The following is a 19062-nucleotide window of genomic DNA, read 5'->3' as shown; positions in this document are numbered from 1 at the left end:
GGATGAGACACGTCGGCAGGTTTCGCGCCCGCGCTCTCTTCGTCCTGCCTCTCCTGGGGTGCGGCGACGCCGACCCCACGCAGCCTCCACCTCCTCAACTACCGCCGCCCCCCGTACCGACATCGATCACGGTCTCCCCGCCCATCGCCGTGTTGAGACAAGGCGATACCCTCCAATTCACCGCGACGGCGCGCGACCAGTACGACCAAGCCATGGTCGGCACCACGGCCACCTGGCGGTCGAGTGATCCCTCTACGGCGACGGTCGACGAGACGGGGCTCGTCACGGCCGTCCAGTGGGGAAGAGCCACGATCACGGCGACAGTCGACGCCCTTACAGCGATGGCGGCCGTGACCGTAAACGACCGACTAGCTGACCGAGAGGTACTGGTCGGCCTGTACGAGGCGACGAACGGTACAGGTTGGAAGAACGGGAGCAACTGGCTCAGCGACGCACCGCTCGCCGACTGGTATGGGGTCGACGTCGACGCCGATGGCCGCGTAAGCAAGCTCGTGCTCGCCGAGAATGGTCTCCAGGGCCAGATCCCGGCCGGAATCGGCAGCCTGACCAGGCTCACCGAGTTGTACCTAAACGACAACATGCTGTTGGGTCCGATTCGGCCGGAGATCGGCAGGCTGTCGGAACTCCGCGCCCTGGGGCTGTGGTCCAACCACCTCTCGGGCTCGATCCCCTCCGAACTCGGAAACCTCGCGGCGCTCAAGCGGCTGAGGCTCGAGCACAACGTTCTGAGAGACTCAATCCCTCCGGGACTGGGCCGGCTGTCCGGACTCGACACGCTGTCGCTGTGGAGTAACAACCTGTCGGGCCCGATCCCGCCGGAACTCGGCGAACTCTCCGAGCTCCGGATCCTGTACCTGGGGCACAACGACCTGACGGGCCCCATCCCACCCGAGATCGGCAACCTCTCCAGGCTCACGGAGTTTTATGCCAACCGTAACGATCTGACTGGATCGATCCCTCCGGAGATCGGCAAGCTCTCGGAACTCCAGATCCTGGGGCTGTGGTCCAACGACCTGGCGGGCTCGATCCCCTCCGAACTCGGAAACCTCGGAGCGCTCACTGAATTGTGGCTGGAGGACAACGATCTCACGGGCCCCATCCCGGCCAGTCTGGGCAACCTGACGCTCCTCGAACACCTCTCTCTCGCGCAGAACTACCTGTCCGGCCCGGTCCCGGCGGAACTGTCCAGTCTCGTCGCGCTGAGGGAACTGTACGTGAACGCGAACACTCGCCTGTCGGGTTTTCTTCCAACAGGTCTCAAGGATCTCGGACACCTCACGACGCTGCATGCCGGCGGCACGTCCCTGTGTGCCCCCCCGGATCCCGACTTCCGGGTCTGGCTCTGGACTCTGCAGGATCAGCGCGTCGCTCGCTGCGAGCGCGACGCGTCGCCCGTCTACCTCACCCAGGCAGTGCAATCGCTCGAGTTTCCGGTCCCCCTGGTGGCGGATCGATCGGCCCTCCTTCGGGTGTTCCTTACCGCTCCGGATGGGGAATCGGTGCCGTTTCCGCCGGTGCGCGCGCGGTTCTATCTGGGGGCCGCGGAGGTGCACAGAGTCGACATTCCGGGAGCCCCGGGGACGGTTCCGTCCCGGGTCGAGGAAGGTAGACTCGAAGCGTCAGCAGACGTCGCGATCCCGGCCGAAGTCCTTCAACCCGGCCTGGAACTCGTTGTGCAGGTCGACCCGGACGAAACGCTCGGCCTCGGCAACCGGATTACGAGGCGGATCCCGGAAACCGGTCGGCAGGTACTCGATGTAAGAGTTGTGCCCCCGCTGCAACTCACATACTTGCCGGTCTTCGGAACGGACGCCGAGTTCATACGTCGTGTACGGAATCTGACGCAAGACGATCGGCTGTTCCGATCTGCCCGGGAGTGGTTGCCCGTTGCCGACTTCACGCTGGTCATAAAGGACTTCGTATTCAGCCGGGCGGAGACGAGTGTTCAGTTACTCCGGGAGATCGAGGCGATTCGCGTGCTGGAGGGCGGGGCGGGCTACTACATGGGCGGGCTGCCCGGCGATCTGGTGCAAAGGCTTGACATAGGGGGTCGGGCGCTTCTCTCCGGCTGGAGCTCCATCGCGGCGCTCGACTCCACCACCGTCGCGCATGAACTCGGACACAACATGAGCCTCCGGCATGCCCCCTGCGGTTTCGCCCCCAGTCCTGATCCCGCCTTCCCGACGAGCGATGGCACGACTGCCGCGTGGGGTTTCGACAGCTCCGACAGTTCACTCGTCGCTCCCGACACGCCGGACTTGATGTCCTACTGCCGGCCACGCTGGATCGGCGATTTCAGCTTCAGCAAAGCGTTCGGTCACCGCCTTCATGCGGAAGACGGAACGGAGGCCGCGTCGACCAACGCCGCGCCGACTATCCTGCTATGGGGCGGCGCCGACTCCGACGGTGTACCGTTCCTTGAGCCCGCGTTCGTGGTCGACGCTCCCCCGACGCTTCCTCGATCCACGGGTCCCTACGTGATTCTCGGAACGACCGCCGAGGAAGAGGAGTTGTTCTCGCTCCACTTCGATATGCAGGAAATGGCGGACGGCGATGGGGAGTCGGGATTCGCGCTCGCGCTTCCCGCGTCGCCGATGTGGGCGGACCGACTGGCAGCGATCGTACTGGTCGGGCCCGGAGGGACGGCGACGCTGAGCGATGCGAGTGGTCCCCCGGCAGCTCTCCTCCGCGATCCACAGACCCGTCGTGTACGCGGGATCCTGCGCGACCTCACGAGCCTCAATGGTGGCCTCGCAGCGCTTGCCGGAGCCGCAGCGGATCCGGCCTCCATCGCGTCCATTCTCCCCGACGTTGCCGACCTCGAGGTCCTTATCTCCCGAGGTCTCCCGGCGGCGGAACAGTGGAGGCGCTAGGCGGATCTCGCCCGTAGCGAACTCCACGACGCGCTACGGTGTCGGTACCGCCGTGGCCCGTGGAGATCGCGTTTCCTAGGTTCAACGGTTGCGAGGCACTGTGATCCGTCGGCGTTGAAGGACGGGCGTGTGAAGACATTGGGTGCGAGTGCGGTTCTGTGGTTGTGGTTCGCCCTCATGGGGCAGCCCGCGGGGGACCGTGCGCCCGGTCCGGGACCCGCGGCACCCCTCCCGGAGCACGACGTGGCTGCCCTCGCCGACACGGCGGATCTGACCGCTGTGGTCCAGCGCTACTGCGCCCGCTGCCACAATGACCGGCTGCTGCGCGGGAACCTCATCCTGGAGACGTTCGACGTCGATGCGGCGCACGAACGGGCGCCGACTGCGGAGAAGATGATCCGGAAGCTGCGGGCCGGGATGATGCCGCCGCCCGGCCAGCGCCGGCCGTCGCCGGACACGCTGCTCGCCCTCGTCGAGACACTGGAGATGGTGGTCGACCGCGACGCCGCGTTGGACCGGAACCCCGGCTCGCGGCGCTTCCAGCGGCTGAACCGGGCCGAGTACGAGCGCGTGATCCGCGACCTCCTCGACCTCGAGATCGACGCGAGCCGCTGGCTCCCGGCGGACACCTACCTGGGCGCCTTCGACAACATGTCCGACGCCCAGGGGCTTTCGACCACCCTGCTCGAAGCCTACCTGCGGGCAGCCACCGAGGTGAGCCGGCTCGCCGTCGGGAACCCGGACGCCCGGTCCCGTTCCGCCAAGTACACGAATCCGATCGACGTCTCTCAGCATGCCTGGGATCACCTCGAGGGCACTCCATACGGGACGCGCGGCGGGATGGTGGTGACTCACGATTTTCCGGTGGACGGGGAGTACGTGTTCACGATCGAGACGCTCTTCGGCCAGGGGACGGGATTCCAGGATGTCGACATCTCGATCGACGGCGAGGGCGTCGCGCTCCTCGGCCTCGAGCACGGCGCCCGCTCGACCTTCCCGATCCGGACGGAGCCGATCTTCGTGCGAGCGGGCCAGAGGCAGATCGCCGCGGCGTTCGTGCGGACCATCGAGGGACCGTACGAAGACCGCCTCAAGACCCCGGGCTGGTCGTTCGTCGGGGGCGAGGATTCGCAGGCGTGGGCGAACTACGGGATCACGGCGCTGCCCCATCTGAGCGATCTGATGATCACCGGGCCGCGTCGCGGGGCGGGCGTCTCCGAGACGGCGAGCCGCCGCAAGCTCTTCCAATGCCATCCCGCGCGGCCAGCGGCGGAGATCCCCTCGGAAGCGCGCGCCTGCGCGAGGGGAATCGTCTCGCGGCTCGCGCGCGAAGCGTACCGGCGTCCGGTCACGGAACAGGACCTGGCGGGTCCGATGTCGTTCTACGATCAGGCGGTGGCGGAAGACGGGTTCGAGGCCGGGGTCCGCACCGCGCTCCAGGCGATCCTCGCCGGCCCGTCCTTCATCTTCCGTCTCGAGCGGGCGCCGGAAGAGACGGTCGCCGGCGAGAGCTACGCGATCGACGATCTCGATCTTGCCTCGCGCCTCTCCTTCTTCCTCTGGGCGACGGTCCCGGATGACGAGTTGCGGGGCATCGCCGCGGAAGGGCGGCTCTCGGACCCGGCGGTTCTGGAATCTCAGGTGAGGCGGATGCTGTCGGACTCGCGCGCGGAGGCGCTCTCCGTCCGCTTCGCCTCGCAGTGGCTGCGGCTGCAGGATGCGGAAGACAACCAGCCCGAGCCTTACCTGTACCCGGATTTCACGGGCCAGCTGCGCGAGGACCTGGTGCGGGAGACACAACTCCTCTTCGACCGGCTCGTGCGCGAGGACCGAAGCCTGCTGGAACTGTTCACGGCGGACTACACCTTCCTCAACGAACGGCTCGCGGTTCACTACGGGATCCCGGGCGTTTCGGGGCCCGAGTTCCGGCGCGTTCCCTATCCGGACGACAGCCGGCGCGGCGTCCTGGGTCACGGGAGCGTGCTGCTCCTGACGTCCATGTCGGCGCGGACCTCGCCGGTCCTGCGCGGCAAGTGGGTGATGGAGGTGCTCATGGGCACCCCGCCGCCCCCGCCGCCGCCCAATATCCCCGCGTTCGATGAGACGGAATCGGCACAGGGGGGGCGGCTGCTCACGACCCGAGAACGACTGGAAATCCACCGCGCCAATCCGACGTGTCGCTCCTGTCACAGGTTCATGGACCCGATCGGACTCGCGCTCGACAACTACGATGTGACGGGACGAGTGCGGATCCGGGAGAACGGCGTCCCGCTCGACACCCGCGGTACCTTCTACGACGGGACCGATGTGAGCACGCCCGCGGAACTCGTCGACGTGCTCATGAAGCGGCCGATCCCGCTGGTCCGGAACTTCACGGCGCACCTCCTCGCGTATGCGATCGGGCGGCGCGCGGAGTACTTCGACCAGCCCGGAATCCGGACCATTACACATGAAGCGGAAGCGAACGACTACCGGATGTCCTCCTTCATCCTCGGGGTCGTGAACAGCGACGCCTTCCGGATGGCGCGCCCCGCGCCCGTCGTGGACGAGCAGGCGGGTGCACGCCACGAGGGTGAGAGTGGAAGGACGGGAGGAGCCGGATCATGAACTTCATCAGCGGCACACACCTCTCGCGCCGCACCTTCCTGCGGGGGGCCGGCGCGAGCGTCGCCCTGCCCCTCCTCGACGCGATGATTCCGGCCGGGCGGCTGTGGGCCGACCCAATGAAGGCGACCGGCTTCACGCGGTTCGTCTGCGTCGAGGAGTCGATGGGAGCGGCGGGTTCCAGCGATTGGGGCGATGCCCGTCACCTCTTCGCGCCGGCGAGCACCGGGCGCGACTTCGAGCTGGTCGCGGACAGCCAGCTGAAACCGCTGGAGGCGTTCCGCGAGTACATGACGATCATCAGCAACACGGACTGCCGGTCGGCCGAGGCCTGGCGCGCGGAAGAGATCGGGGGGGATCACGACCGGTCGACGGCGGTGTTCCTGACGCAGGCGCACCCGAAGCAGACGCAGGGGTCCGACCTCTTCCTCGGGACCTCGCTCGACCAGCTCCACGCACAGCGATTCGGGCAGGAAACGGTGCTCCCGTCGCTTGAACTCTGTATCGAGGGCATCGATCGGGGCGGGGGCTGCGCGTACAACTACCATTGTGCGTACACGACTTCGCTCGCCTGGGCTTCCCCGAACCAGCCGCTGCCGGCGATCCGGGAGCCCCGCGTCGTGTTCGAGAGGCTGTTCGGGGCCGGGGACACTGCGGAAGATCGAGCGGCGCGGCGTCGCACGGACCGCAGCATGATCGACTGGATCGCGACCGAGGTCGCTCGGCTCAGGAGGACGCTGGGCGCGGCGGACCGCGTCGCGCTGGACGAGTACGTCGAGCATATCCGGGAGATCGAACGCCGCATCCAGCTCGTCGAAGCGCGGAACACGAGCGGAGAAGAGCGGGAGATGCCCGAGGCCCCGTCCGGAGTCCCGGATTCCTTCGAGGAACACACGCAGCTCATGTTCGACCTGCAGCTGCTCGCGCTGCAGACCGACCTGACGCGCGTGATCACCTTCAAGACCGGATTCGACCAGTCCAACCGGGCGTTCCCGGGGAGCGGAACGACGAAGTCCGTCCACGGGGCCTCGCACCACGGCAACGTCCCCGACGACATCATGGACTTCAACCGGATCAACACCTATCGGCTGGGCCAGCTCGCCTACTTCCTCCGGAAGATGCGCGACACCGTGGAAGGCGACGCCTCGCTGCTCGACAAGACGGCGATCGTATGGGGCTCTCCCATGGCCGACGGCAACCTCCACAACCACCGGCGTGCGCCTCTGCTGCTCCTGGGAGGGGCGAACGGCGCGCTGGAGGGCGGACTCCATCTGCGGGCTCCCGACGGGACCCCGATGGCGAACGCCTTCGTCAGCCTCATGCGGAAGATCGGGCACCCGGGAATGGCCTCCTTCGGGGACAGCGACGGTGCTTTCTCACTGGACTTCACGGGCGAGGCGGCGTCGGGCCGGAGCGGCGCGTCATGAGGCCCGCCGCACTGGCGCTCCTGCTCACGACGGCCCTCCCCGCGGGGGTTGTCGCGCAGGAAGGGTCGCCCGTCGCGGGCCATCGGCTGCTCGATGCCGCCCAGGGTGGGGAGGCAGAGGTCGTGCGTGCGCTCGCGCGCGAAGGTGCGGACGTGAGTGCGGCACGGGGGGACGGCATCACCGCGCTGCACCTGGCCGCCGAACGGGGACACGCGGGCGTGGTCCGGGTGCTGATCGACGCGGGCGCGGCGGTGGAAGCCGGAACGCGCATCGGCCGCTATACGCCGCTGCACCTGGCCGGGCGAGGCGGACATGGCGAGGTCGTCGCGCTCCTGCTCGGAGCCGGAGCCGATCCGAACGCCGCGACGACGAACAGCGGCGTGACCGCGCTGCACCTCGCCGCCGCCGCCGTGGAAGGCACGGGCGCCGTGACAGCGCTTCTGGACCACGGCGCGGACCCGGACGTCCGCGAGGCGTCGGCGGGTCAGACGCCCCTGATGTTCGCGGCCGCAGCGAACCGGGCGGCGTCCGCGGCCGCACTGCTCGAGGGTGGTGCCGACTCCGGCCTGGCGACCGCGGTGGTGGACGTCCTGCCCAGTCTGGCGCTGGACCGGGAAGCCAACCGCCGCTTCCGCGACTGGATCGGCGCGCCCGCCGAGACGATCGGACCGTACGGGCCCGAGGTGGACCCCGAAGCCGAGTGGCCGGGCGAGCCCGGCCCGGCCCGCGTCCAGGCGGCCATACGCGCGCAGCGCGAGTTCCTCCGTTCCGGCTTCGACGTCGGCGCCGTCAGCGCGCACTCGCTTGCGCGTGTCGGGCCCGACTACCCGGGCGGCCCCGAAGTCGTACGTCCTCCGTACCGCGAGGTTCTCGTCGGCAAGACCGGGGGCCTGACCGCGCTCCTCCACGCCGCCCGCGAGGGACACATCGAAGCGGCCACGGCGCTGCTCGACGGCGGCGCGGACATAGACCAGGCGAGCGCGGACGCGACGAGCCCGCTCCTCATGGCCACGCTCAACGGCCAGTTCGATCTCGCTCTCGTTCTGATCGAGCGCGGTGCCGACCCCGATCCTGCCGCTTCGACCGACGGCGCCACGCCTCTGTTCGCCGTGCTGCAGACCCAATGGGCACCCAAGTCCAACTACCCGCAGCCGCGCGCCCAGGACCTCCAGCAGGCCGGGCACATGGACGTGCTGCGCGCGCTGCTCGAGGCGGGCGCCGATCCCAACCCCAGGCTGAACACGCACCTGTGGTACTGGGAGTACGGTCTCACCAAGATGGGGATCGACCTCACCGGGGCGACGCCGTTCTGGCGGGCCGCCTTCGCGCAGGACCTCGATGCCATGAAGCTGCTCGTCGCGCACGGGGCGGACCCCCACATACCCACGCGCTGGCCCGAGGTCGGGATGCGTGAGCGGCGGCAGCAGGACGGGCGGCAGCAGGAAGATTCCGCGCTGCCCTGGATCCCCGAGGGCGCACCCAACGCCTCGCCCGTGCACGCTGCGGCGGGCGGAGGGTATCTGGGTCTGGGCGCGTTCAGCGTCCGGAACCGTCCCAACCAGTTCATCCCCGCGGTGAAGTACCTGATCGAGGAGCTGGGCGCCGACGTGAACCAGCGCGATTCGTGGCTCTACACACCGATGCACTACGCGGCGTCGCGGGGCGACAACGAACTCGTCGAGTACCTGGTATCTCGGGGTGGGGATGTCACGGCCATCACTCGCCTCGGACAGTCCACGGCGGACATGGCGCGCGGCGGCCGGGCGGGGTTCTTCACCCGCGTCCCGTATCCCGAAACGGTCGAACTTCTGACGAGCCTCGGGTCCACGCTCGAGTGTCTGCACACCCACTTCCTCGACACGGGAGACTCATGTCCCGGTGCCGGCGTCGATGATCCCTGGGCGCCTCGCGCGACGAGCGAAGACAGCAAGACCGGAACCGGGGGGAACCGATGAAGACTCGTCCGGGGACCCTCCGGGTCGCGATCGCAGCTACGGCCGTCGCGTGGGCGTGCGGCGGCGAGGGCCGGGCCGCCAACCCGGCGAACGGGGCAGTCGTGAAGGGCGGCGACGACCGCACCGGCGCCTACGACCCCGTAGAGGGCTGGTGGAAGCCGGCGCCCGACCACGCCGACGAGTGGGGCTGGGGACAGGTGGCCGGCGTCGCGGTGGACCACGCAGACCGGATCATCGTCGTCACGCGCGGCGACTGGCCCGCCGACCGTTCGGTTCCCCGCAACGGGCAACTGCGCCGCACGAACTTCATCGTCGTCGCGAACGGAGACGGCGAAATCGTCGAACAGTGGGCCCAGTGGGACTCGATCTTCACGCTCCCGCACCAGGTGTACATCAACCCCTACGATCCCGACCGGCACGTGTGGGTGATCGACAGCGGCGGCGGGGAAGGGCACATGCAGGTCGTCAAGTTCACGAACGACGGCAGCGAGATCGTCATGCGGCTCGGCGAGCGGGACCATCCCAAGACCCGCGAGGCGGCGCGCGCAAGATCCGATTGGGGGCCCTACACGTACGGCTGGCCGTCGAAGCTGGCGTTCCTGCCGGATGGGAGCTTCCTCCTGGCCGACGGGTACTGGAACTCAAGGATCATCAAGTACTCGGAGGACGGCGAGTTCATCATGCAGTGGGGCGCGCTCGGTACCGGCCCGGGCGAATTCGATCTCCTGCACGGTCTCGCGGTGGATGAGGACCGCGTCTACGTCGCGGACCGCCAGAACGAGCGCCTGCAGCTGTTCACGCACGAGGGCGAATTCATCGAGGAATGGCCGAACATCTTTGATCCCGTCAATATCTGGCTGGATGCGAAGGGGGCGGTGTGGGTCCTGGACGCGACCCTGAATCGCGCGCTCAAGTACGACCGGGATGGCGTCCTGCAGGACTATTGGGGCGCCTACGGGCAGGCCGGCGCCATCGGCCGCGGGACCTGGCCCGGCGGCCTGTCTCTGCCGCACCAGCTCGACATGGACGAGGACGGCAACCTGTACATTGCCTCGTACAGCGGTGGCTGGATCAACAAGTTCACGCCGCAGCCGGGCGCCGACCCGGAGAGACTCCTGGGCCGGCGGTTGCTGCTCGCCAACTGAAGCGCAGGAGTACCGTCAGATGATCCGCAGTTGTGCCTCCGTGCCCCTCCGGCGCGCCATTCCGGTGCTCCTGGTGAGTGTGGCCCTCGGCGCATGCGAGGAAGACGCCACCGGCCCGGTCACCCCGGATCCGGTCGCCCCACCTGCCCCTGCGCCCCCGCCGCCTCCGCCCCCACCCGTTGCAGCGCAGATCGTCCCATGCGAGGGCGGTTCGGCCGACGGTTTCCCCTGCGATCGCGTCGATCTCGTGGCGCAGGTGTCTGTGCGTGACTTGAGCCCGGGGCTAACGCCCGCCGGGCCGAGTAACTTCTGGGCAACGAACGACATTTGGGGGTGGACCGACCCGCAGACGGGGGTGGAGTACGCGCTGGTCGGTCGCCATGACGGACTCTCCATCGTAGATCTTTCGAACCCAGTCGAACCGCAGCCGATCGCGTACCTCTCCTCGCATACCGGGACGGCTGTGTGGCGCGACATAAAGGTGTACGCGGACCAGGTGTACGTCGTCGCCGACGGCATCAACGGCCACGGGATGCAGATCCTCGACCTCACGCGGCTCCGCGGCCTGACGGAGTTCACCGAGTTGCAGGCCGACGCGCACTACGGACGGTTGAGCGCGGTCCACAATCTTGCGATCAACGAAGAAACCGGCTTTGCCTACGCCGTAGGCAGCAACTCGGGTGGCGACACCTGCGGGCGCGGGCTGCACATGATCGACCTCTCGGACCCCATGAATCCGAGCTTCGCGGGTTGTCACGCTGTGGAAGGCACCGGGCATGGCCCCAAGCAAGGCTACACGCACGATGTTCAGTGCGTCGTGTATCGGGGTCCCGACGCGGAACACTCGGGGCGCGAGATCTGCATCGGATCGAACGCGGACGCCGTCGTCGTGTCGGACGTAACGGAGAAGGAGAATCCGGAGACTCTGTCGATCGCTAGGTACGCGGACCATGGTTACGTCCATCAGGGGTGGCTCAGCGAAGATCACCGGTACTTCTATCAGAACGATGAACTGGACGAGATTTACGGTCAGGCTACGCACACGCGAATGCTGGTGTGGGATCTCGCAGATCTCGACGATCCGATCCTGGCGGCCGAGCACATGGGGCCCAGCGGCGCGGTCGACCACAACCTGTACGTTCACGGCGACCTGATCTACCACTCCAATTACGCGTTCGGAGTGCGGATCGTCGACATCTCGGACCCCGAACACCCCGTCGAAGCTGGATATTTTGACACCGTGCCCAGCCACAACAACGTGACTTTCTCGGGCTCCTGGTCGAACTACCCCTACTTCGAGAGCGGACTCTTCGTCGCCACGAGCTGGAACGAAGGCCTCTTCGTCCTGCGCCTGCAGAAGTAGCCTCAGGACCGACCCCTCCGAGTCCGGCTCAGTCCTGCCTCCCTTCCCGGACCGATCAAAACGCGGGCCGGCACCCCGGTCCCATGACGATTCTTGGTAAAAGTAACATAATATATTACTTTTCCGCAGAATCGTATCACCACCGCAGGATGTCGGAACATGTTTGCTCGGGAATATGTCGCCAACCTGGCGGCGCGTGGAGACTATCATTTCACCACCGATGAGGTCGCCAAGGCTACCGGACGTAGTCCGGGCGCCGTTCGAGCGCAGTTGCGGCGACTAAAGGCCCGAGGCGCGATCGCCGAACCCGTGCAGAGCTTTCACATCATCATCCCGCCGGAATACAGGAGCCGAGGCTGTCTCCCGGCGGAGCAGTTCATTCCGCAACTGATGGGGCTGATCGGAGAGCCCTACTACTTTGCGCTGCTCAGCGCGGCTCAGAGACACGGCGCGGCCCACCAGCGTCCGCAAGTCGACAAGGTCATGATGCGAAAGAACCGCCCCTCCATCGAGTGCGGGCAGGTTCGCGTCGAGTTCGTCGCACGTCGTGATCTCCGCCGAATGCCTGTGCGCGAGTTCAACACACCGCGCGGGACGGCTCGCTACTCCACCCCGGAACTGACGGCGCTGGAACTCGTCGGCTACCCGAACCATGCGGGGGGGTTAAGCAACGTTCTTGCGGTCCTGCACGATCTTGTCGACGAGATGGAGGCCGAGAGTCTAGTGGAGGCCGCACACCTCTCACCGGTGAGCTGGTCGCAGCGCCTCGGATATCTCCTTGAACGCATCGAGGAAATTGATCTTGCCCGAACGCTGCGTCCGTTTGTCAGCGCGCACGCTCAAAGCTTTACGCCCCTTCGCCGCGCCGTCAGCCGCACCGGGGCCGACCGCAATGGAACCTGGAAGCTCATCGTGAACATCGACATCGAGCCGGACGAATGATCCCTCGGGACTACATTACACGCTGGCGCGCCCAGGCGCCGTGGGTGATCGACGCGCAGGTTGAGCAGGATCTTGTGATAAGTCGAGCACTGGTCGAGCTGTTTCGAGTGCCCGATCTGGCAAACAGGCTCGCCTTCCGCGGCGGCACGGCACTGTACAAGCTCCACCTGACGCCGTCGCCAAGATACTCGGAAGACATCGACCTCGTTCAGGTCCGCCCTGAGCCGATTGGGGATACGCTTGACCAGATGCGGTCGCGGCTCGATCCGTGGTTGGGAGAACCTCGACGGACTCTCAAGGAGGGTGCGGTCAAGCTGATGTACCGTTTCGCTTCGGAAGATGTGCCGCCGCTGAAACTACGCTTGAAGGTTGAGATCAACACCCGAGAGCACTTTTCCGAACTCGGGCTCAGGAGTGTAGCGTTTTTCGTCGACAGTCCATGGTTTGGCGGATCTGCAGAAGTGACCACTTACGCACTCGAGGAACTGCTCGGAACCAAGCTCAGGGCGCTCTACCAGCGCAAGAAGGGGCGCGATCTCTTCGATCTCTGGTATGCCTCGGAGATGGGTTCGGTCGACCCGCGTACCGTGCTGACGTGCTTCCTTCGTTACATGACGGAGAATGGCCACTCCGTCACGCGGGCACAGTTCGAGGAGAATCTCCACGGTAAACAGACACTGCACGACTTCCGCGAAGACATGGACCCCCTGCTCCGACCTGGACTCTTGTGGGACATCCGCACAGCCATGAACGTCGTTCGGGACCGGTTCGTCGCCCTCGTGCCGGGCGACCCGTGGAAGGGGTCGGCTTCATTCCCTGATTCCAGCGATTCCCAGGAGAGTGCCCTATGACTTCAACCCTCCCCTCCCGCTTCCCGACGCTCGCCACACTGGCCGCCCTTGGCGGTCTCGCGCTCGTCCTCCCCTCCCCCGCCTCCCCCCAGGACCGCCCCCTCGTCACCCCCGACGACTACGGCCGCTGGGAAGGACTCGGCGTCGTCGAGTTCTCGCCCTTCGGTGAGTGGGTCGGTTACGTGGTCACCCGGGTGGACGAGAAGTCGGAACTCCGCGTGCGCAAGCTCGAAGAGGACTCCGTCCGGATCTTCCCATGGGGCTCAGCGCCGCGGTTCTCCCCCGACGGCCGCTGGCTGGCCTGGACCATCGGTCTGCCGCCGGAGGAACGGGAGCGGCTTGAGAAGAGCGACGAGCCGATCCGTGAGAAGGCTTCGGCGATGGATCTGCAGACCGGAGAGACCCATGAGTTCGACGCGGTCTCCGAGCAGCGCTTCGACGCCTCCGGCAGTTTCATGGCGCTACGCGGCTACCCGCCGGACGAGCCCTCGGGCAAGGGCGCCGACCTCCGCATTGTCACGCTGGCAACGGGGACGCAAACCAGCTTCGGCAACGTGAGCGAGATGGCCTGGAGCCCGGCCGGATCCCTGCTTGCGCTCGCCATCGCGACGGGCACCGATGTGGGCAACGGGGTGCAGGTGTACGATGCCGCTGCCGGTATCCTGCGTTCCGCCGACGCTTCCGGTTCCGCCTACCGGAGCCTCCGCTGGCGCGATGACTCCGCAGATCTGGCCGCCCTCCGCTCCAGGGATGCCGCTTCCGCCGACGGCAGCGCCTACGACGTTCTGGCATGGCGCGACCTGGACCGCCGCGTCGAGACGACGGTCCTCGGTGCGAACACCGCCGGTATCCCCGACACGCTCGAGGCGGTCCATCACCGCGCCCCCGCCTGGTCGGACGATGGCCGCATGATCTCTCTGGGGCTCCGGCCGATCGAGAAGGAAGAGGGCGACGATCCCGGCGACGGCACGGAAGACGAGCCGGAGGTAGAGACGGAACCGGATCAGGGCGCCCCGGACGCCCCGGCCTCCGACTCCGAACCCGACCTCCCCGCCCTGCAGATCTGGCACACCGGGGACGTCCGCCTCTTCCCGGAGCAGCAGGTCTCCGAGGACCGCGACAGCACGCGATCGCTGCTGGCCGTCTGGCACCTGGACGACGACCGGGTGGTCGTCCTCGGGTCCGACCTGATGAGCGCCGCTCAACTCCTGCACGGCTGGGAGTACGCGCTGGAGGACATCAGCGAGCCCTATCCGTGGGGCGCGATGTTCGGCCGTCCGTACCACGATGTCCGGGCCGTCGACGCGGGCACCGGCGAGCGCCGCCAGCTCCTGACCCGCGTGCGCTACGAATGGCCAAGCGCGAGCGGCGACTGGCTGCTCTCATGGGACGGCTCCGCCTACCACAGCCTCCATATCGCCACGGGCGCGAAGCATGACCTGACGTCGGGGTTGGCCGCCGAGTTCGCCGACACGGACTACGACACGCCCACCGACGTGACGCCCCCGCACGGTTTCGGTCCCGGCGGGTGGCTGGAAGGCGACAACGCGGTTCTGCTCTACGACGAGCACGACGTCTGGCGCGTCGCACCGGACGGCTCGGGCGGCGAGCGGCTGACGCACGGCGCGGAGACGGGACTCACGCACCGCATGACCCGCGTCACGGACGACGACGATGAACCCGGTCTCGACCCCGACTCGCGCCCCTACCTGTCCCTCTACAACGAGAAGACGGAGGAGCGCGGCTACGCCCGCTTCACGACCGGCTGGGCCGGGGCGCCGGACCGGGACCTGGCCGAGACCCTGATCCTGGAAGATGCCTACGTGCGCGGCCTCGAACGCGCCGACAGCGCCGACGTGCTCTTCTACCGCGCCGAGCGCTTCGACGACCCGCCGGACTACTTCGTGGCGGGGCCCGACCTCGCCGACTCCGACCAGGTGACCGGCATCAACCCCTTCATCGACGAGGTGGCGTGGGGCCGAGCGGAGCTGGTCGACTTCGTGAGCGGATCGGGCCGCGACCTTCAGTTCGTCCTCCTTCTTCCCCCGAACTACGAGGAAGGCAGCGCGGTCCCCACGATCGTGTACACCTACGAGATCCTCTCCCCGCAGATGCACCTCTTCGAGGTCCCCAGCGAGCGGGACTACTACAACTACACGGCTTGGACCCAGCACGAATACGCGGTGCTGCTGCCCGACATCGTATACCGGGTGCGGGATCCGGGGGTGAGCGCGCTGGAGTCCGTGCGGGCGGCGGTGGCGAAGGCCGTCGAGATGGGAGTGACGGACCCGGACGCGGTCGGCCTGATCGGGCACTCGTGGGGCGGCTATCAGGCGACCTTCCTGCCCACGCGGACCGACATCTTCGCGGCTTCCGTGGCGGGCGCGCCGCTCACCGACTTCGTGAGCTTCATGGGCGCGCTGCACTGGAACCCGGGCATCGCCGAGCTGAGCCACTGGGAGACCGGCCAGGCTCGCATGGAGGTGCCGTTCTGGGAGGATCCGGAGGCGCATCGCCGTAATTCGCCGGTCCACGAAGTGCACAACATGGAGACGCCGCTGCTGATGGCCTTCGGCGACGAGGATGGCGTGGTGGACTGGGATCAGGGGACCGAGTTCTTCAACTTCGCCCGCCGCGCCGGGAAGCAGATGGTGCTGCTCGTCTACGAAGGGGAGGACCACGGTTTCCGCGAGGAGGCGAACCAGAAGGACTACCACCGGCGCATCCTGGAGTGGTTCGGGCACTACCTGAAGGGCGAGCCGGCGCCGGCGTGGATCACGGACGGGGTGGCGCTGGACGCGCTGGAGGAGGAGAAGAAGCGGGTGGCGGGGAAGCCGCGCGGCGCACGTTGACGGGTATACGGTAATACAGCTATCATGGGCGCCATGAAGGCGACCATCGATATCCCGGATGACCTGTACCGGCAGATCAAGTCGGAGGCAGCCCTGCGGGGCCTTACGATTCGCGAAGTCACGACGCAACTCTATCGGCGCTGGCTGAGCGAGGACGAAGGTGCGGATACCCGTGAGGCCCCCAAAGCATGGCTGCGCTCCTGGCTGGATGCGGCCGACGAAGCGCTCAAGCGTGCGCCCGGGGGCCGTTCGGCGAGGGAAGAGCTGGCCGCCGACCGGAACCGGTTGGGAGCCGAGTGACGGCGCTGGTCATTGACGCCAGCGTGTGGGTCTCGGCGGCAGACGCAACCGATGGATTGTCCGAGTCAAGCCGAGCCTTTCTCTCCCTGGTAGCGGAACGAGAGCTCCCGATTTCTCTCCCGGAGCTGGCGAAGCTGGAGATTGCCTGCGCGCTCGCCCGGAGGCTGCGCGACGCCGAGCGCGGCCGGAGCCTGGCCGATCAAATGCTGGGCTCTCCGCTGGTCACCGTGCACTCATTGAACCGGGCGATGCTCCGACAGGCCCTCGAGGTCGGCACCCGAGACTTACTGCGCTCCGGGGACGCTCTCTACGCCGCCCTCGCCGATTGGCTGGGTGCCGAGGTCGTGTCGTGGGATGGGGAGCTGATCGATCGGGCCGGGGCTTTCACTCCCACCGATTGGATCGAACGGAACGCGTAGGAGAGAAAACGATGTCGGAGTCCAGCCACGACAGTAAATTGCCCGCCGCCACGAGCGAATGCCCGAACTGCGGACGCGAGCGGCCGGAGAGCTTCTGTTCTCAATGCGGGCAGAGCGACCGGTACTACGCGCGTTCGCTCGGCTCCGTGGTTGTCGAGTTTCTGCGCGAGATGTTCGAGCTGGATTCCAGGCTCTTTCGCACGCTGAAGCTTCTCCTTTTCAGGCCCGGAAGCCTCAGCAGGGAGTTCTCGCGCAATCGCCGGGTGAGCTTCGTGTCACCGGTCAGGCTCTACATCTTCGCCAGCTTCGTGTTCTTCCTCCTGCTGTCGCTGGTGGGGGACCTCGGCGAAGCGGTCGTGATGGGCATGACCGAGGAGGACCGGGGAAACGCGGCAACCCCGCTCCCGACGGAGGAGCGCCTCGCGGCTTTCAGGGCGGCACTACCCCCGGAGCAGCGGAGGAAGGTCGACGACATTCTCGGTCGTTCGGAGGACGATCTCGGGAGGCAGGCCGTCCTCTTCGCAGCCTCGGCAGGGGACTTCGAGGAGCGAAGCTGGATTGAGAGATTCGGACTGTTGGGGATGATCGACATGTTTCACGATCCCTCGGTCATCCCCCGGCGTTTGATCGCGAACATGCCGATCGCGATGTTCTGCCTGCTTCCGTTCCTCGGGCTGGTGCTCGCGGCTCTCCATTTTCGGAAGAAGCGCTTCTACGTGGAGCATCTGGTCTTCGCCATCCACATCCAGACCTTCACCTTCTGCATCTATGCGGTCGCGCTTCTGCTCCCCGATTCGGGGCCGGCGGAATGGCTCCGGGTGGGTTGCCTGCTGATCCCGTACCCCTATTTCGTGATTGCCCTCAGGCGCTACTACGAGAACGGCTGGATATTGACGGTGGCCAAGTCCGTCGGCGCGTACATGCTCTACTCGCTGGTGCTGATTCCCGCGTTCGTGATCTCCGTGTTCGTGACCGGCTAGCCCGACATCAGTTCGAGCGCCGCCAGCGCGAGCACCTGCGTGCTCGCCACAAGGTCGTCGACCGCGCAGGACTCGTCCGGCTGGTGGGCCTCCTCGAGGGGGCCGGGGCCGTAGGCCACGCAGTGCTCGATGCCGGCGATCCGGGCGAAGTGCTTCTGGTCGTAGGTGCCGGGACTCGCCACGAGTTCCGGGGGACGGCCGCGTACCGTCTCCACCGCACGGGACAGGGCGGCCACGAGCGGCGAGCCGGACGGCGCGGACGTCGGGTGCACCACCATGCGCTCCTGGATCGTGAAGCGACGTTCCGGGTCGTCGCCCTCCACCGACGCGACCAGGCGCGCGATTTCGGCGCGGACCTCGTCGAAGGGCTCCTCGGGGATGAAGCGGCGGTCGAACGTCGCCACGCAGCGGTCGGCCACGCAGGGCGACTGGCCTGCCGCGCCGGACTGGCCGCCGGTGACCGCGTTGACGTTCAGAGAGGGGCGCCGGGAGGGCTCCGGCACGACGGGCAGCGCGGAAAAACGCGTTGCAAGCTCGGGGGCGAGTCTGGTTCGGAAGGCTTCCAGCAGGGCGCCCATGTCATCGATGGCGCTGCGGCCGAGGTGGCTCATGCTGCCGTGGGCCGTGTGGCCGTGCGCGATGACGTCGAACCAGTAGACGCCCCGGTGCCCCAGGCACACGCGAGCGGGTCCGAACGGCTCGGGGATGATGGCGTAACTGGTGTCATCGCTCGAGATGATCCCGGCCTCGCACAGGTGCGCCACCCCTGCGAAGCCGCCGCTCTCCTCGTCGACGGTGGCACTGATGTCCACGGCTCCATCGAGTTCGACTCCGGCCCGTCGCAACGCCTCGAGCGCGAAGACTGCGGCGGCGATCCCGGATTTCATGTCCGACGCCCCCCTCCCGTAGATGCGCCCTTCGCGCACCACGCCCGCAAACGGGTCGACCGTCCACCCGTCACCCGGGGGGACCACGTCGAAGTGGCCGTTCAGGTGGAGCCGCGGGCGTCCCGGAACGGCCAGGCCCCGCCCCACCACATTCACGCGGGGGTATTCGGCAGTGTGCTCGGGGCGCCCCTCGGCCGCCACGTACTCCACTGCCAGGCCCGACATTCCCAACCGCCGACCGATCAGCTCGGCGCAGTCCCGGTAGCACTCTCCCGGGGGATTCACCGTGGGGATCCGGATCATCTCCGCCGTGAAGGCCACGATCTCGTCGCTTGCCGCCTCCACTTCGGCGAGGACGCGGTCCTCCCGGCGGATGCTGGCAGATGGGTTTACGTGGTGCATGCCGTTACATTGTGCCCCGCCCCTACACCACACGAAACCCT

Annotated in this window: 13 protein-coding genes; 12 read left to right on the top strand and 1 reads right to left on the bottom strand. The window is 67.3% G+C overall.

The genetic code is table 11. The features are described 5' to 3' along the window. The first annotated feature begins 2 nt into the window (after positions 1–2). The 12 genes from ACN9M6_RS08105 (at position 3) to ACN9M6_RS08050 (ending at position 17732) form a co-directional block, all read left to right on the top strand. On the top strand, positions 3–2894 hold the full coding sequence (locus ACN9M6_RS08105; RefSeq protein WP_419162422.1) for a leucine-rich repeat domain-containing protein: 2892 nt from the start codon (positions 3–5) through the stop codon (positions 2892–2894). A 129-nt stretch (positions 2895–3023) separates the two neighbouring features. Then, positions 3024–5501, top strand: coding sequence for a DUF1592 domain-containing protein (locus ACN9M6_RS08100; protein ID WP_419162421.1), 2478 nt, complete (start codon positions 3024–3026; stop codon positions 5499–5501). Beyond that, on the top strand, positions 5498–6925 hold the full coding sequence (locus ACN9M6_RS08095) for a DUF1552 domain-containing protein (protein WP_419162420.1): 1428 nt from the start codon (positions 5498–5500) through the stop codon (positions 6923–6925). Before ACN9M6_RS08100 ends, ACN9M6_RS08095 begins: the two co-directional genes overlap by 4 nt. Then, the gene (locus ACN9M6_RS08090; protein WP_419162419.1) at positions 6922–8880 is read left to right on the top strand and encodes an ankyrin repeat domain-containing protein; all 1959 of its coding nucleotides are present in this window, start codon (positions 6922–6924) and stop codon (positions 8878–8880) included. The genes ACN9M6_RS08095 and ACN9M6_RS08090 overlap by 4 nt, the downstream gene beginning before the upstream one ends. Continuing rightward, positions 8877–10025 (top strand): 6-bladed beta-propeller, encoded by a 1149-nt coding sequence (locus tag ACN9M6_RS08085; protein ID WP_419162418.1) that lies wholly within the window; start codon positions 8877–8879, stop codon positions 10023–10025. Before ACN9M6_RS08090 ends, ACN9M6_RS08085 begins: the two co-directional genes overlap by 4 nt. A 19-nt stretch (positions 10026–10044) precedes the next feature. Beyond that, a complete protein-coding gene (locus ACN9M6_RS08080; protein ID WP_419162417.1) occupies positions 10045–11388 on the top strand; it encodes a choice-of-anchor B family protein in 1344 nt (447 codons plus the stop codon). Between the two features lie 159 nt (positions 11389–11547). Beyond that, complete coding sequence (locus ACN9M6_RS08075) at positions 11548–12330, top strand: type IV toxin-antitoxin system AbiEi family antitoxin (RefSeq protein ID WP_419162416.1); 783 nt, start codon at positions 11548–11550, stop codon at positions 12328–12330. Continuing rightward, positions 12327–13181, top strand: coding sequence for a nucleotidyl transferase AbiEii/AbiGii toxin family protein (locus tag ACN9M6_RS08070; RefSeq protein ID WP_419162415.1), 855 nt, complete (start codon positions 12327–12329; stop codon positions 13179–13181). Before ACN9M6_RS08075 ends, ACN9M6_RS08070 begins: the two co-directional genes overlap by 4 nt. Further along, entirely contained in the window at positions 13178–16033 is a 2856-nt protein-coding gene (locus tag ACN9M6_RS08065) for a prolyl oligopeptidase family serine peptidase (RefSeq protein WP_419162414.1), read from the top strand. The genes ACN9M6_RS08070 and ACN9M6_RS08065 overlap by 4 nt, the downstream gene beginning before the upstream one ends. Positions 16034–16057: 24 nt before the next feature. Beyond that, the gene (locus tag ACN9M6_RS08060; RefSeq protein ID WP_419162413.1) at positions 16058–16333 is read left to right on the top strand and encodes a hypothetical protein; all 276 of its coding nucleotides are present in this window, start codon (positions 16058–16060) and stop codon (positions 16331–16333) included. Continuing rightward, on the top strand, positions 16330–16752 hold the full coding sequence (locus ACN9M6_RS08055) for a type II toxin-antitoxin system VapC family toxin (protein ID WP_419162412.1): 423 nt from the start codon (positions 16330–16332) through the stop codon (positions 16750–16752). Before ACN9M6_RS08060 ends, ACN9M6_RS08055 begins: the two co-directional genes overlap by 4 nt. Before the next feature lie 11 nt (positions 16753–16763). Next, entirely contained in the window at positions 16764–17732 is a 969-nt protein-coding gene (locus ACN9M6_RS08050; RefSeq protein WP_419162411.1) for a DUF3667 domain-containing protein, read from the top strand. Here the strand turns inward: ACN9M6_RS08050 and ACN9M6_RS08045 are convergent. Continuing rightward, positions 17729–19021 (bottom strand): acetylornithine deacetylase/succinyl-diaminopimelate desuccinylase family protein, encoded by a 1293-nt coding sequence (locus tag ACN9M6_RS08045; protein WP_419162410.1) that lies wholly within the window; start codon positions 19019–19021, stop codon positions 17729–17731. The two genes, ACN9M6_RS08050 and ACN9M6_RS08045, sit on opposite strands and share 4 nt — an antisense overlap. Between the last annotated feature and the right edge of the window lie 41 nt (positions 19022–19062).

It is taken from the genome of Candidatus Palauibacter sp. (genome assembly GCF_965197445.1).
Classification (GTDB): Bacteria; Gemmatimonadota; Gemmatimonadetes; order Palauibacterales; family Palauibacteraceae; genus Palauibacter.
Note: the sequence above shows the minus strand (reverse complement) of the source record. Positions and strands in the feature narration are given on the sequence as shown.